The following is a 21607-nucleotide window of genomic DNA, read 5'->3' as shown; positions in this document are numbered from 1 at the left end:
AGAGTGAGAGTAAGGCAATGACAGAATTATGGTTAACGCTGGTCAATAGTGTTAATGCGGCCCTAGGGGAAGTTCATGTGATGACCGCATGGGAAGCCTTAGCCGTGGTATTGGCCATGGCCTATTTGTTACTGGCCATGAAGGCAAACGTTTGGTGCTGGGCAGCGGCATTTACCAGCACGGCCATTTACACTGTCTTATTTTGGAAAGTCGCACTGCTGATGGAGTCGGTGCTGAATATCTATTACATGGCCATGGCACTCTATGGTTACTGGCTCTGGACCCAAGGCGGCGACAAACATCAAGGGGTGAAAGTGACTACTTGGCCGCTGAAAACCCATTTAAAGCTGATTGTCGCGACCGGTATTGTCTCCCTTGGTGTTGGGCATGGGATGGCAACCTTTACCCAGGCTTCCTTTCCCTACCTCGATGCGGCGACCACTTGTTTTGCAGTGATGACAACCTATTTAGTCGCCAAAAAAGTGTTGGAAAATTGGCTGTATTGGGTGGTTATCGATCTGGTATCGATTTACCTTTACCTCAGCAAGGGACTGATGCTGACCTCCTTATTATTCGTGCTCTACGTTGGCCTAGCGGTTGTCGGCTATTTCCTCTGGCGCGCCGCCCTTGCCGATAGCCGCAATCCCCATATTGAGTCGAGCGCCGCAAAACTACTCGGCTAACGGTGGCAGATATCAAGAGATGATGGCCAATTCACAAGGGCTGCGAATGCCTAATACGCTATTTAACATGATTGTTGTGGTAAGCCACTAATGCCGCCTATTGTTGATCAGGACAAAGATACGCTGCTTGCGGTATTAGCGCAGGCAGGGCTTACTGATATCAGTCAAATCCAGCCTTTAGCGCATGGATTAAGTAACCACAACTATCATATTGAAACGCCGACAGCGCATTATGTCTTGCGTGAAAACGCCGATGCCGCCGACAGCTTTTGTTCGCGGGAGCAAGAGTTGTTCTATTGGCGCCATCTTGCCAAGGCAAAGCTTGCCCCCGAGTTACTGTGGGTGAGTGGCGATCAGCGTTATTACCTCAGCCAGTTTATCTTCGCGCAATCTCTGCCAAGCCTTCCATTAGCATCTCAGTTTGCACCGCTGATGGAGGATATTGAGGGCAGGACAAATCTTCTTATCGAAAAGGCTATTTTGGCAAGTGGGACTTATACACTTGAGCAACCCGAGTTGCCACGCGAGCCAAGTATGGCATCAGGTTATCAAGAACTGAGCCTGCCAAACTTAAGCCTGCCAAACTTAAGCCTGCCAAACTTAAGCTCGAAAGCATTAAGCTGGAAAGAACTAAGCTCGAAAGAACTAAGCTGGAAAGAATTAGAGTCTCAATGCAGTGCAACGACCTTTTGCTTGGGTGAAACGCACATTGAGGCTTGGTTACAATCTCATACCGATATCAAGGGCGCAGCAGACAAGCAGCCTTGGTATCAGTCCGAACAGCTCGCTTTGTTAGACTGCTTAACGCCGAATCGCGCCCACAGCCTGTTACTGCAATTGCTGCAACAGCTACGCGTGCAAGCGACTGGGCCGTACCACATCAGTATCACTGAGCAATGGCAGGAATATCACGGGCAGTTGTTAGCCTTTTCCGCAGCGGATATGGGCGAGGCATGGCAGAGCCGATTGGCGCAATTACTCAGCATACAAACACAGATCCATGATTGGACGGCGACCTTGGCTGATTGTTTAGTCGAACCGCAGTTTTGCCATCGCGACTTAAATCCCCATAATTTGCTGCTTAAAGATAACCAGTTGTATTGCATCGACTTTGAGTATGCAACCGCCTCCCATCCTTTGTGTGAACTGGCCGTTGTGCTCGCAACTCACCAATTAACGCCTGTGCAGCGATATCTGTTAGTGCGGCAGTATCTGGCAGGGCACCCCGGCTTAACCTCGGATGCCATCAAGGCGATACCCGCAGCAATCGAGATGTATTGGGTGTTTGCTGTGTATTGGGCATTATTGATGGCGGCGCACACCCGTGGTGAGCGGCAGCAGGAATACTTCGACTGGTTCGATCATTTCTGGCCACTTATCAGCCACACGTCTTAAGCCTTTTGTTTCTCACTGCCTCTGTTTGGTTATGGTTGTTGTGTTAAAAAAATAAACTTTCTATTAACCTCAGTGTCATAGGATGACCAAGGCTGAACGGATGCAAATTGATGAAAAAAGCTGTGTTGTTAGTGGTGTTGCTATTTGGCTTAACGGCCTGCTCGACCAAATTTAGTTATCATTTTCTCGACTGGGCCATAGGTTGGGAGTTGGATGACTATGTCAGCCTTGATAAAAACCAACAGAAGGTCGTCGATGGGCTTATCGACAAGTTTGTGCTTTGGCACCAATCCGAAGAACTCGGCCATTATGTGGCGCAGCTAACCGAAGTTGAGCAGCAGATCCAAACCAATACCTTAACTCCCGCATTGTGGGCCGAGCATGTCACGCTCGCCAAACGGCATTGGTTTCGGTTATTTGAGTTTGCACTGCCGGAAATGTTGCCGATTATCTCATCGTTAACCGATGAACAGGTGAAGCAAATTCTTACCCAGTCGCGAAAAGACGAGCAGGAATTGATTAAGGAGTTTGCCGGTAAAACCCCCGAGCAGTTACAGCAGGAGGCCGATGAAAATCTTATCGAGCAATTTGATGACTGGCTGGGTAGCGTAACGGATGAGCAAAAAACGCTTATTCATCAATATAATCAACAGCGACTGTCGACCTTAGATATGTGGCTCGATTACCGCCACGAATGGTTACGTCAATTTGAAGTAGCCCTTGGACAGCGCAGCGATATTCCGTTGCTGACCGAGCGATTGACCCTGCTGATGACGCGCCCTGATGAGCTTAAGTCGGAAAAATATCGCACCATTTTAAGGCAAAATACCGAAGCATTCGGCGGCTTGTTACTCACGATCAATGCCAGTCTGTCGGCGAAGCAGTCCAAGCATTTTTATAAAAAGCTGAACAAACTTATTCAAGATCTTCGTGAATTAAATCAAGAGGGGATCGAAAAAGTGGCAGAAGCCACGAAAGATTAATCCTTAAGCCAAGGTCTATTGGGCAACTCCATCTAATTCTGAGATTGCCCATGTCCCTTGTTAACCTTTATCAAAAATTCCTCAATGCGAGCCGTTATGGTGAGGGGCTTGCCCCCTTAGCCCTTAGGCTCTATCTCGCGCCAGTGCTAATGCAGGCTGGCTATAATAAACTCGCACACTTTGAAGACACTGTGGCTTGGTTTGCTAATCCCGATTGGGGATTGGGTTTACCTATGCCGACGTTAATGGCTGCCTTGGCAGCGGGCACTGAGTTTTTTGGCGCGTTTTTGTTACTCGTTGGCTTAGCGACGCGGCTGATTTCTATCCCTTTGATGATAACCATGCTGGTGGCGGCGTTTACTGTGCATTGGCCTAATGGTTGGCTGGCGATTGCCGATGGCAGTTCATGGCTCGCCAATGAGCGGGTGCTTGAGGCGGGTGATAAGCTGGATAAGGCCAAATCCCTGTTGCAGGAATACGGCAATTACGATTGGTTGACCAGCTCGGGTAACTTGGTGGTGCTAAATAATGGTATTGAGTTCGCAGCGACCTACTTCATTATGTTGCTGGCACTCTTTAGCCTAGGAGGCGGGCGTTATATCAGTCTCGATTACTTTATCGCGAAGCGTTATAACGTAAAGTAATCCAAGTGACTTTGCTTGCAACATTTTCAATCCCACTTTTGCGTGGGATTTTTTGTACCTCTTTAGCCGCAATTTGCTATGCTTGAGCCAATTTACACGCACCTATTTTTCAGAACAGGGATAATCACTTGGACGCTATCGAACTTTTACTCACCCGCCAATCCACCCCAAGATTAACCGCGCCAGCGCCCAACGAGCATGAGCTTAAAATCATTTTAGATTCGGCGATTCGAGCGCCAGATCATGGCGCCTTAGCACCGTGGGAATTTATTATTGCCACAGGCCAAGGGTTAGACACCTTAGCGGATATCTATGTCAACGCGGCCAAAGCCAGCGGCGCCGATGAAGATTTTATCAATAAAGCCAAAGGGATGCCGATGCGCGCGCCTATGGTGATTACGGTTGTGGCGAAAACCCAACAACACCCTAAAGTGCCAGTGCTTGAGCAGCAAATCGCAGCGGGCTGCGCCACGATGGCGATGCAGCAAGCGGCATTCGCGCTAGGATTAGGCGCAGTGTGGCGCACCGGGGATTTTGCCTTCGACGCCAATGTGAATGCGGCATTAGGCTTAGCACCAGAGGACCAAATCGTCGGCTTTTTATACGTGGGCACCCCTGCGGTAGCCGCACCGAAAAAGCCGCAAAAGGATGGCAGCCAGTACGCCCGCTACTTATAACCTAGTTTATCCCCTCTGAATGGGAGTCCTTAGTATGCAAGTTGCCCAAACCTCAAGATTACTGCTGCGGCAGTTAACGCCCGATGATGCGTCATTTATTTTGGTATTACTCAACACCCAAGGATTTATCGACAATATCGGCGATAAGGGCGTGCGTAGTTTGCAGGATGCCAAGGACTATATCGCCAATGGGCCAGCGATTAGCTATCGCGAACATGGTTTTGGCTTGTTTGCCGTGGTGCTAGCCGAAAATGGCTTTCCGATTGGCATTTGCGGCCTGATTAAACGGCCGACGCTGGCGGATGTGGACTTAGGTTATGCCTTTTTGCCGCAGTATTGGGGTAAAGGTTATGCGTTTGAAGCAGCTAAGGCCTCACTGGAATTCGGTAAAACCCTAGGGATTGAACGGATTGTCGCGATCGTTAGCCCGCATAATCAGGCCTCTAAGTCGCTGCTGAATAAATTAGGCATGTCGTTTGAAACCCTGTTGCAGCTTACTCCTAACGATGCGCCGGTGGAGTTATTTAGCTAAGCAGTGGTTTTATGTGCGGTGAGTGCGTTTACGCGCAATAAAATGGGGAGCTTAGCTCCCCATTTTTATCTGTTCGCTTTTCCCCATAGGGATGCGATTACTCCGCTAACAGACCACGGCTACGCAGCAGCGGCTCAATGCCAGCTTCTTTACCACGGAAGTTTTTATACATCAGCATAGGGTCGTCACTGCCACCTTTAGATAAGATGTTGTTACGGAAGGCATCGGCCGTCGCTTTATCGAAAATGCCATTTTCTTTAAAGGCTTCAAAGGCATCGGCACCTAAAATATCTGACCAGAGGTAGCTGTAGTAACCGGCTGAATAACCGCCCGCGAAGATATGCGAGAAGTAAGTGCTGCGGTAACGTGGGCTGATCTCATTAATCAATCCCATGGCGGCTAAGGAGTCGGCCTCAAACTTGGCGGCATCCTTAGGCGTGGTATCGGTTAGGGTGTGCCAATCTAAATCGAGCTTAGTGGCGGCCATATATTCAACGGTCGCAAAGCCTTGGTTGAATTTGCTGGCGGCTTGGATTTTTTTCACCAGTTCCTGCGGGATCACTTCACCAGTTTTGTAGTGCTTCGCAAATTGCGCGAGCACTTCAGGCTGAGTCATCCAGTTTTCGTTGACCTGTGAAGGGAACTCTACATAGTCGCGAGGTACTGCCGTTCCGCCTTGAGAGCGATATTCGACATTGGATAACATGCCGTGCAGCGCATGGCCAAACTCATGGAACAGGGTGCTGGCTTCATCGAAGGTGAGCAACGCAGGCTCATTACCCGCAGGACGAGGGTAGTTCAACACGTTGACAATAATGGGTTTTGAATCGACACCGTTCATATGGTATTGCTTGCGGAACGAGTTCATCCAAGCGCCGCCGCGTTTGCTATCACGGGTAAAATAGTCGCCCATAAAGATGGCCATGAGCTTGCCGTCTTTATCGTACACTTCCCAAGTACGTACTTCTGGGTTGTATTTGGGTAAGTCGGTACGTTCTTTAAAGGTTAAGCCATAGAGGCGATTGGCCGTATAGAACACGCCTTTTAGGGTGCTGTCGAGGGAGAAGTAAGGGCGAGTTTGCTGCTCGTTAAAGCTGTACTTCGCGACACGGATTTTATCGGCATAGTAATCCCAATCCCAAGCTTGCAGCTTAAACTTGCCGCCTTGGCTGTCGATTAACGCCTGCATATCCGCAACTTCAGCCTTGGCTTGGGCAAGGGCTGCTGGCCAAACTTTATTGAGTAAGCCATAGACATTTTCAGGCGTCTTGGCGGTGCGCTCTTCTAACACGAAATCCGCATGGGTTTTATAGCCCATGAGCTGTGCACGTTCGGCACGCAGCGCGGCAATTTTTGCTAGAATGACTTTGTTATCATTGGCATTATTATTGTTACCGCGTTCGATATACCCCTTATAGAGCTTTTCGCGTAACTCGCGATTATCGGCATAGGTTAAAAACGGCGTGATAGATGGGCGTGAGGTGGTAAATACCCATTTGCCTTCATGGCCACGCTTTTTCGCGGTTTCGGCGGCAGTTGCAATCACATCGGCGGGTAAACCAGACAGGTCAGCTTGCTTATCAATCACCAGCTCGAAGGCATTGGTTTCGGCTAACAGATTGTCACCAAAGGCTAAGTTAAGCTTGCCGATTTCTTCATTCAGGGCGCGCAGCTTGGTTTTATCCTGCTCGCTGAGGTTAGCACCGCCACGGGTGAACGACTTGTAGGTGTCTTCGAGTAATTTGGCCTGCGCCGTGTTGAGCTTTAGGCTGCCTTTGCTGTCGTAAACGGCTTTAACACGTTGAAACAGTTTATCGTTCAATAAGATATCGTCTTCGGCAGACGATAACATCGGCGAGACTTCCTTAGAAATCGCTTGCAGCTCAGGAGTAGTATCAGCGCCAGTTAAGTTAAAGAAAACGTTGGATACGCGGGTGACGAGATCGCCCGAAAACTCCATCGCTTCGATGGTATTGGCAAAGGTAGGCTTGTCTTTGCTATCGACAATCGCTTGAATTTCTTCGTGTTGCTGGGCGATACCCGCCTTAAATGCAGGGAGGAAATGCTCTGGCTTAATCTTGTCGAAGGCCGGAATTTCCATAAATGTATCATAGGGTTTAAAGAATGGGTTGCTGGTATTTTGGCTGATGATTTGCGCCGACATCGCATTCGGTGCGACTGTCGCCTGCGCCGCAGCATCGCTGTGCTGTGCACTACAGCCACTTAAGGCGAGGGCGAGCGTGATGGCGCTAAAGGTCAGTTTAATCGCGTGTGGTTTGAGTGTGCGCGCGTTAAGGGCCTGTGATTTTAGGCTAAGTCCCTTCATGTCAATTCCCCGTTAGGTGATTATTATTCTGTTGGATTAATGGTACTGCAGACCATTAATGTTATTTTAAGGTGACTGTTTAGCATGTATCCGACTAAGGGTTCCATCGATTTTGTGTTTTGTTTGTAACAAATGGTTAGTCTGCGGTTTTTAACGGAAGAACTATGGCAAACTGAGCCGCGCACTAAGGCAATATTGGGCAAAGGATAAAGCCATTGCTTTGGTGCGTTTTAATGTAAGTCCCTAATCATACAAATAATAAATAGGACCTCTATGGAATTGCCTCAGTTTAACTATACGAGCCTTTGTCGTCGTTTTTCTTATTCCCTATTAGCCGCTGCGCTGTGGACATCGACGCAAGCTGCAGCGTCGCCAATCACGCTTAGCCAAGATGCGCTTAAGGTGGCCGATTATGCGGTGAGCACCTATGACGTGCAGATGGTCGAGAGTCTGGCGCATTTAATCAGTTTTAATACCCAAGCGGTTGAGGGGCAGACACCCGATACCAACCCTGCCTTTATTGGTTTTAAGTCGAGTTTAAAAAGCTTGAGCCAAGAACTCGGGCTCGATTATGCCGACCATGGTTATGTGGTGCTGATTGGCCTCGATGCCAATGCTGTCGATGCCCAACGCTCACAGGTTGAGAAATTGGGCATCGTCACCCACGGCGATGTGCAACCCGCCAATCCCGCACTCTGGGCCAAAAGCCCCTATGTGCTGGATACCGAGTCTGAACCTGGCAAGCTGATAGGTCGCGGCACCGAAGATGATAAAGGCGCGATTGTCACCGCCATGTATGCGATGAAGGCCATCAAAGATAAACAACTCAAACGGGAAAAACGCATTGAACTGTTGGTGTATTTAGCCGAAGAGTCCGATTGGGATCCGCTAAAGGCCTTTTTAGCCCATTACACCCCAGCGCAGATGAATATCACCATAGATGCTGAGTATCCTGTGGTTACCGCCGAAAAGGGTTGGAGTAAGATTGGCTTTACTGTACCGAATCTCGAGTTAACGCAGGAGCAGGGCGCGGCAACGAATATTCCGATCCTAATGGCATTTTCCGGCGGCTATTTTGCAAGCCAAGTACCACAGCAAGCCGAGGCGCAAATTCATGCGATCACCCCAAGCTTGTTTGAACAATTACAAACGAGCGCCGTCAACCAGCAGGGGATGAAGTATCGATTCGAACGCACTTGCGAGCAGGCCGTGTGCGACTTGCATATTTTTGCCGACGGTAAGGCGGCTCATTCCTCCACACCAGAAGATGGGGTGAATGCTGTGACGCATTTGGCCGCATTACTGCAGCCATACACTTGGCCAAAAACCACGGCGGCTTTAACCGTCGCCGCCATGAATGAGTTAGTGGGGTTGGGGATTTATGCCGAGCAGTTTGGCGAGCTGGCCTATAAAGATGATTTTATGGGCGCGTTAACGCTGGCCCCCACTGTCGTTGCGCAAACGAGTAAAGGGACGGAAGTCACCATTAATTTACGTCGCCCTGTGGGCAAAACGCCTGAGTTACTCTCAGCCCAAGCCAAGGACGCACTGAACAAATGGCAAGCTGAGCATCAAGTGACACTCATCGACGTAGAAAGTTATTGGGGTGAACCTATGGTGATGAAAGATGCACCGCATCAGCAGACCTTACTCGATGTATTTGCCCACTTTACCGGCATAGCTTCACCCAAACCTGTGGCCATTGGCGGCTCAACCAACAGTAAATTATTTCCCAATGCCTTAAGTTTTGGCCCCGCCATGCCGGGTGTGGAATACACTGGTCACACGGAGAAAGAATTTATTACCCATAAACAGTTTATGCTGAATCTGAAAATGTACACCGCCGCCTTTATTGAGTTAACCGCTGCAAAATAGTGCGTTTTTTAATGTGATTAATTGAAGTTATGAGTGAAATACACAAGAAGGTGAAAGGCGCTGAGTTCACGCCAAGACTCATCGGTTTATAAGATAATGGCGGCTAATCCGAAATAGCCGCCATTACTATTTAATCGTTAAAACAAGATAACAACAGTTCATCTGGCTAAAAGCTTTTTGCCCCATTCCTTGTTTCGGTTCGTTGGCTCAATAGAAAACTCCTACTCTTGTTGCCATACAAAATCTCATCCATTGACCTAGTATTTGGCCTTACCAGAAATCGGCTAACAATGTATGGGTATACAGTCATATTTAAGTTTAGGTGTTTTGGTATAATTTTTAGACAAAATTAGTGCGCACTAATTCCATCCGCAATAAATAAAACGCTATAAAATCAATTGACTATAGAGGCTGAGTTTTAGTTAATAGGTTTGGAAAACGCGCATGCGCGTTTTTCCAGATGGTGTATTAAACAAAAAGCTGATAAGTTCTTTGCATACAGATAGTTAACCGTGCGCGTTTTCACTGGTCCAACGAGGTAAACGCGCATGCGCATGAATAAAATGTTATGAGTAGAAAGTGATGAGAAGCCCTTCATCAAAGGAAGTGCAGATTCTGAGTTTGCTTTTAAAAAAGGCAGGATTAGATTTTTGTGCAACTACGTTAGAAGTAGAGCCAATGAATGACGGTAGGATGGGTAGCTTAAAAATTGGTAAGAATCATGAGTTAAGGTCTTTTGGTTCGCAGGTAGCAGAAGAGCAGTACACTGATAATGATGGGGTTCCTTTTATCGCATCCCTGTATCTAGATAAAGAAGGCATGCCTTACGAACTCGATATTTGGAAGGTCGATTTCTCAGAGACAGAGGTGCTAAATGGCAACTCATAACAAGCCGCTCAAATTCGTTACGGCCACAAAAAGCGTGGCCTTCACCGGACTCGCTAACGCTCGCCGTTTAGCGGGGCGTTAAGCATCAGCCAGCGCCTTAAAACAAGGAGTGTCAATTGAAAGCAAAATACCTCTATGAATTAAGGCTAAAGCGGCGACTAAAGAAGCGATTAGCTAAGAAGCAGGCTAGAAAGAGGAAAACTGAAGCCAACAGAGGACTCTTACAAGGATTGAATTTAACGAATATGTCCGAGAAATCAAAAGAAGAAATAGAGTACGAAGGTAGACTTCGTCGCAGGTTAAAAATTCTTCAAGAACAGTTCAAAGCAGGTAAGGTAAAAATTGCTGAGGGCTTGGATGTCGAGAAGAGTTTATTAGCTGTTCGTGTTGGCCCTGATGGAGAGGTCGACTTAGATACAGTTGATGGTCTAGTAAGATCCATGGCGCTCGCGGTAACAGCCATGCATGACCGCGAAGAGCTTAAAAAGGAAGCATCCCTGAGTGAAATACAGAACATGTATTTTACATTCATTGAGAAGAATTTCGGTCATTTCTACGAAATGATGCTGAAACAAAATCTTACTCCTCACGATGCTGGAACCGCCCTTTCTCGAAATAAGAAAACTATTGATGAAATAACTAAGAATCTAGATGAATTTCTAAGTGTTATTGATCAATTCTGGGGAGGTGTTGGGGAAATAGCTCATATTCATGTTGAGGATATGCATGGGAATATAAAAGGAATATTTGGAGGCGATCTTTTCCCGTCGCATGATGAAAATATTGCATCTAAATGTGGAATCTATACAGATACTATTGTTCTGCCAGATCCATTTTTGCGATCCAAGCATATATTTGCTAACTATCCCAAAGACAGCCAAGCATATTATTTTATTAAGCATGCTTTAAATATCCTTCAGTATAAAGATTTGGCATGTGCGGATGTTGATACACCGATTATTGTGATACTCCCAGATCAAGCGGCTCTACAAGAAGACGAGAGAGAGTTTTTTGTATCGCTTGGGAAGGATGACTCCCTGATACATGCGGGTAAACTTTTCGGTAGAAATTTTGAGTCCTTTGATGAGCTAATGGCTTTTGCTCAAGAATTGGACACCATTGAAAGAGCGGTAGCAGAAATTGGAGATGCGAATAGAGTCCTATTCGATACGGAGTGGACCGGCGACGTATCATCTCAACTAAATCAAGCGTTGCAAAGCGAGCATTACAAGCCATTTGTAGATTCACCTGGAGTTCTTCTGGCTTCTCAAGCTCTGGGAAGAATGACTGTAAGCAATGAATTGCTTATTAAATCCAGAAGACTAAATGGAACTCCTATAATTGATGCACCTACTTCATGGAAGTACCTAACTTGGAAAATGGAATATGATTCAGAAAGAGCTGAATCTCAAACCGGAAAACACGATTTACATATTGTGAGAGGCCTACAAGACCTAGCAATGAACGAGATGGAATGGCTGGGAAATATACCTCCTGATGCATTGATAGACATCAGAAAGCAAGGTGCCATGGACGATATTAGAGCGATGTTAGGTAACGGCATTGAAGATATCGTAAATTCTAATCCAGCGAACTTCCATAGAAGTCGAGATCAGATTTTCGAGAATATAAATGCTGCTTTCACGCAACATAAGAAGAATATTTCTGAATTAAGAGCAAAGCAATGGAAGTTTGCGGGGAAAGACATGGGCTCTTGGATGGTTATGGGTTCGCTTGGGGTAGCCGCTGCTATTACTGGAATGCCAGTGTGGGGGCTTGCTGCAATTGCTGCAGACCAATTGTTAGATGCTCCAAAACTAAAAGACATTCCTCAATCGATTAGAGATTTGGCTGATGAGTCTAACAAAGTAAAAAAATCACCGGTCGGAATGTTGTTTAGTGTGAGCAAGAAAAATGCTTAACAAAGCGCTGCTGTCGGACAATTTTTCCGCTGCGCTCCAAAATTGCCGCAGAGCGCGGCGTTATATGCCAAAGGAAGTCAATTGAAAACTCAGCTCTCACCCGAAGCACTGGCTCACCTTGAGGTTTTATATCAGGCGACGCTGATTGCAAGATCTCTAAGTTGGGACAACTCGAATGGCGTGAAATCAGAGCTCGTGGCTGACTTAATGGATGCTGTTCACAACATTCCATCTCACTTAAAGTCAGCGGCTATACCAGAGCAAGAATTTGTCCGAATATACTACGAGGCTTTTGATAAGAAGCATCCTATGACTGTATCGTTGGTCAAAATCTATAGTGGGTGCTTTTAGTTCAACTGCATATAACAAGGCCTGCCAGCAATGCTCCCTGCGGTCGCTGGACCTCGTTTTACTCGGCCGCTGCTGGCGGCGTTACACTCTTTGTCAGGGCTGGGAGAATTAATGAAACATAAAGGTAGAGAGCCTTTCGAGCTAGTGCTTTATATATCCATCATTTTATTGATGCTAGGCCTTTCAGTATCTGTATTCTTTTACATCAATACATTTTCTGGAGGAATATCGAACTCGTCGGCCGATTGGTCTGCTTTAGGCTCCTTCTTTGGCGGTGTATTTGCGCCAGCAGTCTCTTTCGTGACCTTAGTGGCAATAATTATCACCATAAGGTTGCAAAAACGTTTGCTAGAGACTCAGGTTAGCGAATTTTCCAAGTTGCATGCGCTTCAAGTCAAAACTCTTGATGTCCAACAAGAGCAGCTGGATAGTGTTAAATCTTCTTATGAGTACGAAAAGATAACTTCCTACAAACAAACCATATTGTCTGTTATTTCCCAGCAAATAGATTTGTACCAAAAGATTATTGACCGTTGTACACATTCCTCAGAATTTATGCTTGAGAAGAAAATGGCTCAGCCGGGAATTGATTTAGGAAGTAAGCTGGATGAGGTGCTTGATCAGAAAGAGGAGTATGAGAAAAAGCTAAATGAGCTTGTAAAGCTCTCAATTTTAATTGCCGTTTCAAAATATCAGTCTACACAGGAAGTTGATAAAGAATTTATCGAAGGTTATGCAAATCTTCAGTAATCTGTAATGTAACAATCGCAGGCACAGGGACAAAATTTCCGCTGCGCTCCTAATTTGCCCGTGCTGCGGGCGTTATCGCCATATAAATTTTTATCCTAAATTCACCAGATGCAACCGATGTCCTGACACGCTTTTGTCCCAAATCGAGTCAAGTATCTTCTTTAGAATTGACATCCGAAAATGACAGTTGAAACTAACACAATCCCAACAGTCTCTTGATGAGCGCTACTGACTAAAAGCGTATTGCGGCTATATGTTCGCTCTAAATTAGCTGTTGAAATAAATCTAGGTCGGTTAACCGCATTTTAGCTAGAGCAGGCTATTTCCTTGGGGCATGCTTGGGGTTGTGATGTCGGCTTTTAGCACTAAGACAATCAAGAAAATAACACCCAATAACGGAAACAATCCCAATACTGTACCTAGCATCCCTGTGAGCTTAGGGTTCGTGGTCTTTTTGCGACCGAGCGAATAACTCAACATACCGAAAAACATCATGCTAGCTAAGAGCAATAGCAAAATCAGCGATACTATTGACACAATAAATTCCTTTTCAATTTGTATGTTAGAGCTGGATACTATAGAGCGAGTTAATGCTGAGTCAATCCATTCCCCTCCAGAAAGACATTCAGTTACATTTTATCTTTTTCATTGAGTAAACCACGTTAAAGCTAAACTCACTTTACCTGTTTGATGGCTTAGCATTTTCTGTTCAGCTTACAGTTTCGTGTTGGGATAGCGGTATTATCATCTTGATATCGCGACCGTAGCTCGGTCGAAGATGGTAAAGACTGAATGGTGTGACTGGGCTAGGCTTTTATCTCAAAGAGTAAAAAGCCCTGCGTATACAGTGGTGTATATCAGGGCTTGTTGATGCTGCTGACTCTTCCTGAGCGATTCGATATCGCGTTTTAGCTTGAATACTCAATATCGAGCAGCTTTGTGCTTAGCCTTATCACTCCAATCGATGGCTTCCTTGCCTTTATGCATATCGCTAGTATGCCAATCAGTGATTAGTAACCGACGGCTTCGCTACCCGAATGGCGTGGGTCTGAGGCACCAAAAATCCCTTGGTCTGTCACCATGATAGATTGTGTGCTGCCCATGGCCGATTGCACTTTCACTTTATGGCCTTTAGCTTCGAGTAACGAAATGGTATCGCGGTTTAGGCTGCTTTCGACTCGCAGTTCATCGGGCAGCCATTGGTGGTGTACCCGCGCAGCATTGCTGGCTTCGGCAATATTTAAGCCGTGATCAATCACATTCATAATGATTTGCAGCGTGGTGGTAATGATGCGTGAACCGCCAGGGCTGCCTGTAACTAAGAAGGGTTTGCCGTCTTTCATCACTATGGTTGGGCTCATTGAACTTAAAGGACGTTTATTACCTTCCACCGCGTTGGCATCGCCACCCACTAGGCCATAACCGTTAGGTGTGCCGGGTTTTGCGGAGAAATCATCCATTTCGTTATTGAGTAAAATGCCCGTACCTTTGGCGACTAAACCCGAGCCGTAGCTGAAGTTTAAGGTGTAAGTGTTAGACACCGCATTGCCCCATTTATCGACCACCGAGAAGTGCGTGGTTTGGTCACTCTCATAGGGCGCTAGATTGCCGGGTTTGATTTCGGTACTGGGCGTGGTTTTGTTTAGCGCAATTTGGCTGGCGATTTTTTGGGCGTAGTCCTTATTGGTTAACTGTTTGACCGGCACCTTGTAAAAATCGGGATCGCCTAAGTATTCGCTGCGATCGGCGTAGGCATGCTTCATGGTTTCGGCCATCACATGAATGGTTTGCGCCGTGTTATGGCCAAATTGATCGATAGGGAACTGCTGCAGTACATTGAGCATTTCGATAATGTGCACGCCGCCCGAGGATGGTGGTGGCATAGAAACTACGTCATATCCACGGTATTGACCGCGAACGGGTTCACGCTCAACGGCCTTATAGTGTTCTAAATCCGCTAAGGTCATGATGCCGCCAGCATCTTGCACGGCCTTAACCAGTTTCTCCGCAGTTTCACCTTCGTAGAAGCCTTTAGTGCCTTTCTCGGCGATAAGTTGCAGGGAGTGGGCGAGTTCTGGCTGTTTTAAAATATCATCCACTTGGTAGTCACTACCGTCGGCCTTATAGAAGATGGCTGCTGTGCTTGGCCATTGGCTCATACGGCGCTTTAAGCCTGCAAGGGATACCGCAAGATCTGGGGTCACGCTAATGCCTTCCTGTGCCATTTTGATGGCGGGCGCCGTGACTTGCGCCATGGTCATAGTGCCATATTTTTCAAGGGCTAAACTCATGCCCATCACAGTGCCGGGGACGCCGACTGCCAGACCATGTTCACGGCTTAATTTAGTCACCGCATCGCCATTCTCATCGAGGAATATGTCTTTTTTCGCCTTTGATGGCGCCATTTCACGGTAATCGATGGCGATGGTTTTGTTTTCTTTGGCCAGATGGACAAGCATAAAGCCACCGCCACCAATATTGCCCGCGCGGGGTAGCGTGACGGCTAAACTGAATGCGACCGCCACCGCAGCATCGACGGCATTACCGCCTTGCTTCAAAATCTCGATGCCAGTGCGGCTGGCCAGCGCTTCTTGGCTGGCGACCATACCATGTTTTGCCCATACGGGTTGTGCCGTGGCCATTTGGCTGAAAATTGAAGGTTCTTCGGCATGGAGAGTGGGCGAAGACAACAAAGGCAGTGCCATGGCGATGGCGAGAATAAGAGGTCTAAAAGTTCCTGCGCGGCGCATATTCAATCCTGAATTTATTTTCATTTTGGCTATGCAATGTGCCGAGAATTAGGCTTAATTGCAACCTTGGATCTTTGCTTAGTATGTTTAACGGATAAGAATTCAACGAATGAGACAACTGATATTGGCCTTTGCCAGCGCGGCGCAGAGTATTGACGCTAGCAGCTGGGACCGATTGATGGGGACGGACAATCCCTTCTGCCAGCATGCCTATATACTCAGCTTAGAGCTGAGTTTGTCGGCCTGTGCCGCGACGGGTTGGCGGCCACATCATTTAGGTGTGTTCGACGCCACTGGCAGTGAATTTACACAAGAATTAGCGCCAGATGCCGTTATTGTTAGCCAAAAAGATGCCGCAGATTTTATGGATTTACCCCTGCTGGCATTGATGCCGCTTTATCAAAAATTCCACTCCTACGGTGAATATGTGTTTGATTGGGCATGGGCGCAGGCCTATGAGCGCCATGGTTTTGAATATTATCCTAAATTGTTAAATGCCATTCCGTTTACACCGGTGCAGGGGCGGCGGTTGGGGTTATCGTCTACGCTTTTGGCAGAGGAAGCGCAGCAGCTAAGCCGCGCCGTATTTACGTGCTTAAATGAGCAATTAGTTAACGTGGATGTGCCAATGTCCTCTTGGCATTGCTTATTTGTCTCGCCTTCGCAGCAAGCGCTATTTGTTGAGGCATCCAATCCCACTTCCCTTAAACGTTTAAGCACCCAGTTCCATTGGCATAATCGTGGTTATGCAGATTTTGAAGCCTTTTTAGCGGCACTCACCTCCCGTAAGCGTAAAAACATCCTTAAGGAGCGTGCCCAGCTACAGCCCTATGGCTTGCAATATGAGTTTGTCGCGGGAGCGGATATTAGCCGTGAGCAATGGCAGCATTTTATTGAATGTTATCAATTAACCTACCTTAAGCGCTCCGGCCATCGTGGCTATTTAACGCCAACATTTTTTAACATGATTGCCGAGCGGTTGGCTGAGCAAATTGTCTTGCTCGTGGTGAGTGATGCGAAAGGGCAGATGTTAGCGGGCGCGCTGTATTTTACGGGCCGCAACGAGCAAGGGCAGACATGTCTATTTGGTCGTTATTGGGGCAGCATTGTCGAGCTTGAGGGATTACACTTTGAGGCCTGTTATTATCAGGGCATTGAATACTGTATCGTCCATGGGATTGATATCTTTGATGCAGGCGCTCAGGGCGAACATAAAGTGCTGCGCGGCTTCGAGCCTGTGGCGCTTTATTCCTACCACAATATTGCTCATCCCGACTTTAAGCGAGCCATAGCGCATTTTACCGAGGAGGAAGCTGCACAAATGGAAGTGTATATGCAGCAGATGCGCGAGGTGTTGCCCTATAAAAAGGGCTAATAACCACCATAAACGTAGAGCGTCGCGTCAACAAATACGCTGGCGCGACGCGAATGGGTTTACACAAAAGAGTGATGTACTAAACACATATCACTCAAGACAGCATGTTTAACTAGCTCACCGCTAACCAGATGCCAACGCCAATCATAAGGCTGCCGGCGATACGATTTAGCCAACGAATATTATCGCCGCGACTTAAAAATATTCTCAGACTCTTACCGCCACTGGCGTAGGCCAACATAGAAGTAAATTCTGTCACCATAATAATGCTAAGTAGGGCTAGGAGTTGCGGCGCAACCTCGCGCTCGGCATTAATAAATGGCGGTAATAGCGACACCATAAACGCCCAACCCTTAGGGTTAGCAATGGCGGTAATAAACCCCTGTGAAATCAGCGTAAAGTTACTGGCTCTTGGGTTAGTGTCATCATCGCTAAGCATGGCCATCTTACCTCGTGCGCGCCACATCTGCACGCCGATATAGCCTAAGTAAATGCCACCAACCCATTTAAATACCTGAAAAACCGCAGGGTAGTTAAGCATAATACTCGCCACCCCCATGACCGCAGCGGTAGCGACCAAGGCCACACCCACAAGCTCGCCGAGCATCATCCACAGGGTACGACGCACACCAATGCTCATCCCAAGCGTCATGGCGAGTGTCATACACATACCGGGGGTGATAGAAACAAAGAAAAAGGTCGGGATAAACACAGCGAGTAAGGCAAAATCTGGCATGGTCTAAACGGTCTACTAGAAGAGTGAAGGAACGCTAGTGTAATGAAAATGAGAGAGTTAGCCAATCGGCTAAATCGCACTCTGGCTAAATCGAACTCTGGTAAAATCGCTGACTTGCCCCAGCATCCTGTCAAATCGGCCTGAATGAGCGGGGCTATTTTCATCGTGTTTGAAGGCATTGTTTGCTGACGTTAGCTTGGCTGGATGTAAAACCGTACAGCAATTGATGCAAAAAAAGCATCGGATTTGTTGTTGCGCTTGAATTATTGATAGTCGATTGTTAGGGTTGCGTCATTATAACAAGGGTTAAATGTTGAACTTAGATGACAGAAAAGCAAAAAATGTTGGCGGGGGAAGCCTATCAAGCCTCCGATGAAACCTTAGTCGCCGAAAGAATGCGAGCTAAATTACTCTGTCATCGATTTAATCATGCCGATCCCACACAGCTTGAGGCGCGCATGGCCCACTTGCGTGAGCTACTCAATGTGCCTAGTTGTGCCCATATCGAGCCTAACTTCTTTTGTGATTACGGCTATAACATCCAAATTGGCCAGCAATTTTATGCGAATCACAACTTAACCATACTCGACGTTTGTCAGGTCACGATTGGCAACCATGTGATGTTTGGGCCTAATGTACTGATTTCTACTGCGACCCATCCTATTGACCCCATAGCTCGTCTTACAACAGAATTTGGTAAGCCTATTCATATCGGTCACCATGTGTGGCTCGGCGGTAATGTCAGTGTGTTGCCCGGTGTCACCATTGGCGATAACTGCGTGATTGGCGCGGGCAGTGTGGTGAATAAAGATATTCCAGCCAATAGTGTGGCTGTGGGGAATCCTTGCAGGGTGATTAAGCAAATCACTGCACCTCATTAGGACTGAAGATCAATCGTACTGGTTTTAGGTCGCAGAGCTTTTGGTCGCTGAGGTTAAAGCCGCCACCAAGTTTATATGTAAACTTGGTTGTACTGCCATTAATGCACATGGCATAAGCTTTAATAGCGAAACAATAAACCGTTTAATTTTATCGCGTTAGCGCTCTTTGAGGTTGATTACCGATTGAAGACACTTTTTTCGCCTTTATTGCCAGCAAGACAAAGCCATATCGCACTGCTGTGCGCAGGCATTATCTACTGGCTAACCGGCGCCTTAGGCCAAACATTATTTAGCTTACAACCTGAGAATATCACCTTGATTTGGCTGCCCTCCGGTATTGCCTTGGTGATGTTACTTATGTGGGGGCGTAAGGCATTGCTGCTGATATTCCTCGTCAGTTTTACCTTGAATTTTCAAGGCATGTTGCAACAGGATTCCCTCGGTCTTTCGCTGCTGCATACTTCGATTGCCGCGTTAAGCGATATGCTCGCGCCTGCGATGTCGATGTTGTTACTCAGACGCTTCTTGCCACAGGGTACGGGAAGTGCGAATGACTTGATGAAGTTTGTGGTGGTCGCAGGCATCATCCCCATTTTCGGTTCCAGCGCATTGTTATCCGCTAATTTAGTGCTTGGCGGTTATATTTTACCCAGCGCGTTTTGGAGTATGGGGCAAATGTTTTTCTTTGCCGATATTCTGGGAATAGTATTGGTGTATCAGCTGTATGCAGGATGGGTGGAACCCAATGCGCTAAGCATAGCCAAAACCCGCCATATCCTTTTGCCCTTGATTGGCTTGCCACTGTTTTGTTTGGTGGGGGTTAAGTTCGATCTGGGCTGGTTATTTTATGTGATCCCGCCGCTGTTGGTTGTGCTCTCCTTTGAGGTCACGCGTTTTTACCTCGCGCTGTTTAGCAGCGCCTCCATGCTGTTTATGATTTTAGCGACAGCTCAGGGTTATGGTCCGTTTATCAATGCCACGCCATATCAAACCAATGCGGAGATGATGGCTTTTGTGTTGTCATCGGCATTAACGATTTTTGGGGTGTCGTTACAGCGGGCACAGCTGCGCCGAACCGAGAGAGATAAGCAAACTGCGGTGCAAGAGGCGCTCTATGATCCCTTGTCGGGGCTACTGAATCGCCGCGGCTTTATGCCACAGCTGACAAATCTTAACGGCCAGACAGTGCGTTATTCGGTCGCTATGTTGGATCTCGATAACTTTAAGATGATTAACGACACCTATGGTGACAGTGTGGGCGATAGGGTTATTCAGCTGTTGGCGCAGTTGATACACAATCATAGCCGTAGCCAAGATATTGCCGCGCGCCTAGGCGGTGAAGAGTTCGCCCTTGTGCTTAGGGATATTGATGCTGAGCAGGTGTATCCGGTGCTTGAGCGTATTCGAAAATCCTTTGCTGAGATGTCGATAGCGGCCGAGGAGCACACGATTTACTGCACTGTGAGCATTGGTTGGGTGGAGTATCAGCAAGGTATCGCTGGCGAGTCGTTGCTGCATTTGGCGGATAAGGCTTTGTATCAAGCCAAGGCAAAGGGCAAAAACACGATTGTAAAGTATCAAGCTTGAGAGCCATGCCAAGAGGCTCCGTTCGAATTAGCAATGCTCAAGCGTACCGTCAAGGGGCGATACTCAAAAGGCCATGTTGAAAGAAAATAATCGAAAGGCCATAAGCGAAGCGTGACAAACAGCGAGTCACTATAGGACATAAAAAAACGGTACGCAGTGCGTACCGTTTTTGTTTCTTATGCATTAATGGCTGCGATTACAGCACGCCGCGGCGCATTTGGTCACGTTCAATCGATTGGAACAGGGCGGTGAAGTTACCTTCGCCAAAACCTAAGTTGTTCTTACGTTGAATGATTTCGATAAAAATCGGGCCAAACAGGTTTTTAGTGAAGATCTGCAATAAATAGCCTGACTCGTCGCCATCCACCAAAATTTGGTGATGCTTGATACGCTCACGGTTTTCGGTCACTTGTGGGACTTTATCGAAAATGGTGTCGTAATATTCAGGAATAATATCCAAGCATTGAATCGAGCTACCTTCCATCGCATCTAAGGATTTAACGATATCACGGCTTCTAAAGGCTAAGTGTTGTACACCTGGACCATTGTATTCCTTCAGGTATTCATCGATTTGGTTCTTATCGTTGCCTTTACCTTCGTTAATTGGGATACAGAAGCTGCCATCAGGTGAGCGCAGGGCGTAAGACACCAGTGCGGTTTGTACGCCGCTGATGTCGAAGTAGCGCACTTCGGTAAAACCAAAGATGTTTTTGTAGAAGTTCGCCCAATGTTCCATGGTGCCTTTGTAGACGTTATTGGTTAAATGGTCTACTTCGACAAAGCCTTTCTCTTGGGTGATCACTGGCTCACTTAAGTCTTCAAAGTCAGTTGCATAGATATTGTTGTCGGCACCGAAGGTGTCGATAAAATAAATTAAGCTGTCACCAATACCATAAATGGCTGGATAAGGCAGATCCTTGGCCGAATCGGCCACAGCTTTGGCGCCGCGCTCTACCGCCACACGGTGAGCAAAGCTGGCATCTTCTACGCGCCAGCCCATAGAGCTAATGGCAGGGCCGTGGGATTTGGCAAATTCTGCCGAAAACCCTTCGCGCTCGTTGTTAAGCAGGAAGTTAATGTCATTTTGTTTGTAGTATAAAATGTCTTTATTTTTGGCTTTTTTCAGCAGTGAAAAACCAAAGTCGATAAACACTTTGTGCATAAAATCGCTGTCGGGGCTGGCAAATTCGGTAAATTCGATACCGAGTAAGCCCAGTGGATTGAGTTCGCTTGCCATGATCTGTTCCTCTTG

At 47.0% G+C, this 21607-nt stretch carries 19 protein-coding genes; 14 read left to right on the top strand and 5 right to left on the bottom strand.

The window, feature by feature from the left end; all coding sequences use genetic code 11:
- Positions 1–17 precede the first annotated feature (17 nt).
- From pnuC to SHEWANA3_RS13125, 6 genes are all read left to right on the top strand, one after another.
- A complete protein-coding gene (pnuC, locus tag SHEWANA3_RS13150; protein WP_011717418.1) occupies positions 18–683 on the top strand; it encodes a nicotinamide riboside transporter PnuC in 666 nt (221 codons plus the stop codon).
- A gap of 90 nt (positions 684–773) precedes the next feature.
- A complete protein-coding gene (locus SHEWANA3_RS13145; protein ID WP_011717417.1) occupies positions 774–2078 on the top strand; it encodes a phosphotransferase in 1305 nt (434 codons plus the stop codon).
- 110 nt (positions 2079–2188) lie between these two features.
- Positions 2189–3061: a DUF6279 family lipoprotein gene (locus tag SHEWANA3_RS13140; protein WP_011717416.1), complete on the top strand. Its 873-nt coding sequence runs from the start codon at positions 2189–2191 to the stop codon at positions 3059–3061.
- A gap of 50 nt (positions 3062–3111) precedes the next feature.
- Positions 3112–3705: a DoxX family protein gene (locus SHEWANA3_RS13135; RefSeq protein ID WP_011717415.1), complete on the top strand. Its 594-nt coding sequence runs from the start codon at positions 3112–3114 to the stop codon at positions 3703–3705.
- A 128-nt stretch (positions 3706–3833) separates the two neighbouring features.
- Complete coding sequence (locus SHEWANA3_RS13130; protein WP_011717414.1) at positions 3834–4382, top strand: NAD(P)H nitroreductase; 549 nt, start codon at positions 3834–3836, stop codon at positions 4380–4382.
- A 34-nt stretch (positions 4383–4416) separates the two neighbouring features.
- Positions 4417–4914: a GNAT family N-acetyltransferase gene (locus SHEWANA3_RS13125; protein ID WP_011717413.1), complete on the top strand. Its 498-nt coding sequence runs from the start codon at positions 4417–4419 to the stop codon at positions 4912–4914.
- Between the two features lie 97 nt (positions 4915–5011).
- On the opposite strand, the gene SHEWANA3_RS13120 is transcribed toward SHEWANA3_RS13125, so the two are convergent.
- The gene (locus SHEWANA3_RS13120; protein WP_011717412.1) at positions 5012–7240 is read right to left on the bottom strand and encodes a M3 family metallopeptidase; all 2229 of its coding nucleotides are present in this window, start codon (positions 7238–7240) and stop codon (positions 5012–5014) included.
- A 273-nt stretch (positions 7241–7513) separates the two neighbouring features.
- On the opposite strand from SHEWANA3_RS13120, the gene SHEWANA3_RS13115 reads away from it, so the two are divergent.
- The 5 genes from SHEWANA3_RS13115 to SHEWANA3_RS13095 all read left to right on the top strand — a co-directional run bounded on the left by SHEWANA3_RS13115 (position 7514) and on the right by SHEWANA3_RS13095 (position 13026).
- Entirely contained in the window at positions 7514–9115 is a 1602-nt protein-coding gene (locus SHEWANA3_RS13115) for a dipeptidase (RefSeq protein ID WP_011717411.1), read from the top strand.
- A gap of 582 nt (positions 9116–9697) precedes the next feature.
- Positions 9698–10003, top strand: coding sequence for a hypothetical protein (locus SHEWANA3_RS13110; RefSeq protein WP_011717410.1), 306 nt, complete (start codon positions 9698–9700; stop codon positions 10001–10003).
- A 116-nt stretch (positions 10004–10119) separates the two neighbouring features.
- Positions 10120–11925 carry a hypothetical protein gene (locus SHEWANA3_RS13105; RefSeq protein WP_011717409.1) on the top strand — a complete coding sequence of 602 codons (1806 nt, stop codon included), beginning with the start codon at positions 10120–10122 and terminating at the stop codon, positions 11923–11925.
- 81 nt (positions 11926–12006) lie between these two features.
- Positions 12007–12276 (top strand): hypothetical protein, encoded by a 270-nt coding sequence (locus SHEWANA3_RS13100; protein ID WP_041412666.1) that lies wholly within the window; start codon positions 12007–12009, stop codon positions 12274–12276.
- A gap of 111 nt (positions 12277–12387) precedes the next feature.
- Positions 12388–13026 carry a hypothetical protein gene (locus SHEWANA3_RS13095; protein ID WP_011717408.1) on the top strand — a complete coding sequence of 213 codons (639 nt, stop codon included), beginning with the start codon at positions 12388–12390 and terminating at the stop codon, positions 13024–13026.
- Between the two features lie 309 nt (positions 13027–13335).
- Here the strand turns inward: SHEWANA3_RS13095 and SHEWANA3_RS13090 are convergent, their stop codons facing one another.
- Together SHEWANA3_RS13090 and ggt are read right to left on the bottom strand one after the other, a co-directional pair.
- Positions 13336–13563 carry a hypothetical protein gene (locus SHEWANA3_RS13090; protein WP_244096563.1) on the bottom strand — a complete coding sequence of 76 codons (228 nt, stop codon included), beginning with the start codon at positions 13561–13563 and terminating at the stop codon, positions 13336–13338.
- 473 nt (positions 13564–14036) lie between these two features.
- The gene (ggt, locus tag SHEWANA3_RS13085; protein WP_011717407.1) at positions 14037–15776 is read right to left on the bottom strand and encodes a gamma-glutamyltransferase; all 1740 of its coding nucleotides are present in this window, start codon (positions 15774–15776) and stop codon (positions 14037–14039) included.
- Positions 15777–15885: 109 nt separating this feature from the next.
- Between ggt and SHEWANA3_RS13080 the strand changes: the two genes are divergently transcribed.
- A complete protein-coding gene (locus SHEWANA3_RS13080) occupies positions 15886–17151 on the top strand; it encodes a GNAT family N-acetyltransferase (RefSeq protein ID WP_011717406.1) in 1266 nt (421 codons plus the stop codon).
- A gap of 112 nt (positions 17152–17263) precedes the next feature.
- Here the strand turns inward: SHEWANA3_RS13080 and SHEWANA3_RS13075 are convergent, their stop codons facing one another.
- Positions 17264–17887: a LysE family translocator gene (locus SHEWANA3_RS13075; RefSeq protein WP_011717405.1), complete on the bottom strand. Its 624-nt coding sequence runs from the start codon at positions 17885–17887 to the stop codon at positions 17264–17266.
- Between the two features lie 323 nt (positions 17888–18210).
- On the opposite strand from SHEWANA3_RS13075, the gene SHEWANA3_RS13070 reads away from it, so the two are divergent.
- Entirely contained in the window at positions 18211–18768 is a 558-nt protein-coding gene (locus tag SHEWANA3_RS13070; RefSeq protein ID WP_011717404.1) for a sugar O-acetyltransferase, read from the top strand.
- A 183-nt stretch (positions 18769–18951) separates the two neighbouring features.
- On the top strand, positions 18952–20355 hold the full coding sequence (locus SHEWANA3_RS13065; RefSeq protein ID WP_011717403.1) for a diguanylate cyclase: 1404 nt from the start codon (positions 18952–18954) through the stop codon (positions 20353–20355).
- Between the two features lie 196 nt (positions 20356–20551).
- Here SHEWANA3_RS13065 and hppD read toward each other — a convergent pair whose 3' ends face one another.
- Entirely contained in the window at positions 20552–21592 is a 1041-nt protein-coding gene (gene hppD, locus SHEWANA3_RS13060; protein ID WP_011623053.1) for a 4-hydroxyphenylpyruvate dioxygenase, read from the bottom strand.
- Positions 21593–21607: the final 15 nt, after the last annotated feature.

Origin of the sequence: Shewanella sp. ANA-3 (assembly GCF_000203935.1) — a bacterium.
Classification (GTDB): Bacteria; Pseudomonadota; Gammaproteobacteria; order Enterobacterales; family Shewanellaceae; genus Shewanella.
The sequence above is the reverse complement of the archived record's forward strand: the minus strand, read 5'-3'. Positions and strand labels throughout refer to the sequence as shown.

Coding starts and splice junctions, on each gene's coding strand:
- pnuC (WP_011717418.1), top strand. CDS start 18: ATGACAGAATTATGGTTAACGCTGGTCAATAGTGTTAATGCGGCCCTA.
- SHEWANA3_RS13145 (WP_011717417.1), top strand. CDS start 774: ATGCCGCCTATTGTTGATCAGGACAAAGATACGCTGCTTGCGGTATTA.
- SHEWANA3_RS13140 (WP_011717416.1), top strand. CDS start 2,189: ATGAAAAAAGCTGTGTTGTTAGTGGTGTTGCTATTTGGCTTAACGGCC.
- SHEWANA3_RS13135 (WP_011717415.1), top strand. CDS start 3,112: ATGTCCCTTGTTAACCTTTATCAAAAATTCCTCAATGCGAGCCGTTAT.
- SHEWANA3_RS13125 (WP_011717413.1), top strand. CDS start 4,417: ATGCAAGTTGCCCAAACCTCAAGATTACTGCTGCGGCAGTTAACGCCC.
- SHEWANA3_RS13120 (WP_011717412.1), bottom strand. CDS start 7,240: ATGAAGGGACTTAGCCTAAAATCACAGGCCCTTAACGCGCGCACACTC.
- SHEWANA3_RS13115 (WP_011717411.1), top strand. CDS start 7,514: ATGGAATTGCCTCAGTTTAACTATACGAGCCTTTGTCGTCGTTTTTCT.
- SHEWANA3_RS13110 (WP_011717410.1), top strand. CDS start 9,698: ATGAGAAGCCCTTCATCAAAGGAAGTGCAGATTCTGAGTTTGCTTTTA.
- SHEWANA3_RS13095 (WP_011717408.1), top strand. CDS start 12,388: ATGAAACATAAAGGTAGAGAGCCTTTCGAGCTAGTGCTTTATATATCC.
- ggt (WP_011717407.1), bottom strand. CDS start 15,776: ATGCGCCGCGCAGGAACTTTTAGACCTCTTATTCTCGCCATCGCCATG.
- SHEWANA3_RS13080 (WP_011717406.1), top strand. CDS start 15,886: ATGAGACAACTGATATTGGCCTTTGCCAGCGCGGCGCAGAGTATTGAC.
- SHEWANA3_RS13075 (WP_011717405.1), bottom strand. CDS start 17,887: ATGCCAGATTTTGCCTTACTCGCTGTGTTTATCCCGACCTTTTTCTTT.
- SHEWANA3_RS13070 (WP_011717404.1), top strand. CDS start 18,211: ATGACAGAAAAGCAAAAAATGTTGGCGGGGGAAGCCTATCAAGCCTCC.
- hppD (WP_011623053.1), bottom strand. CDS start 21,592: ATGGCAAGCGAACTCAATCCACTGGGCTTACTCGGTATCGAATTTACC.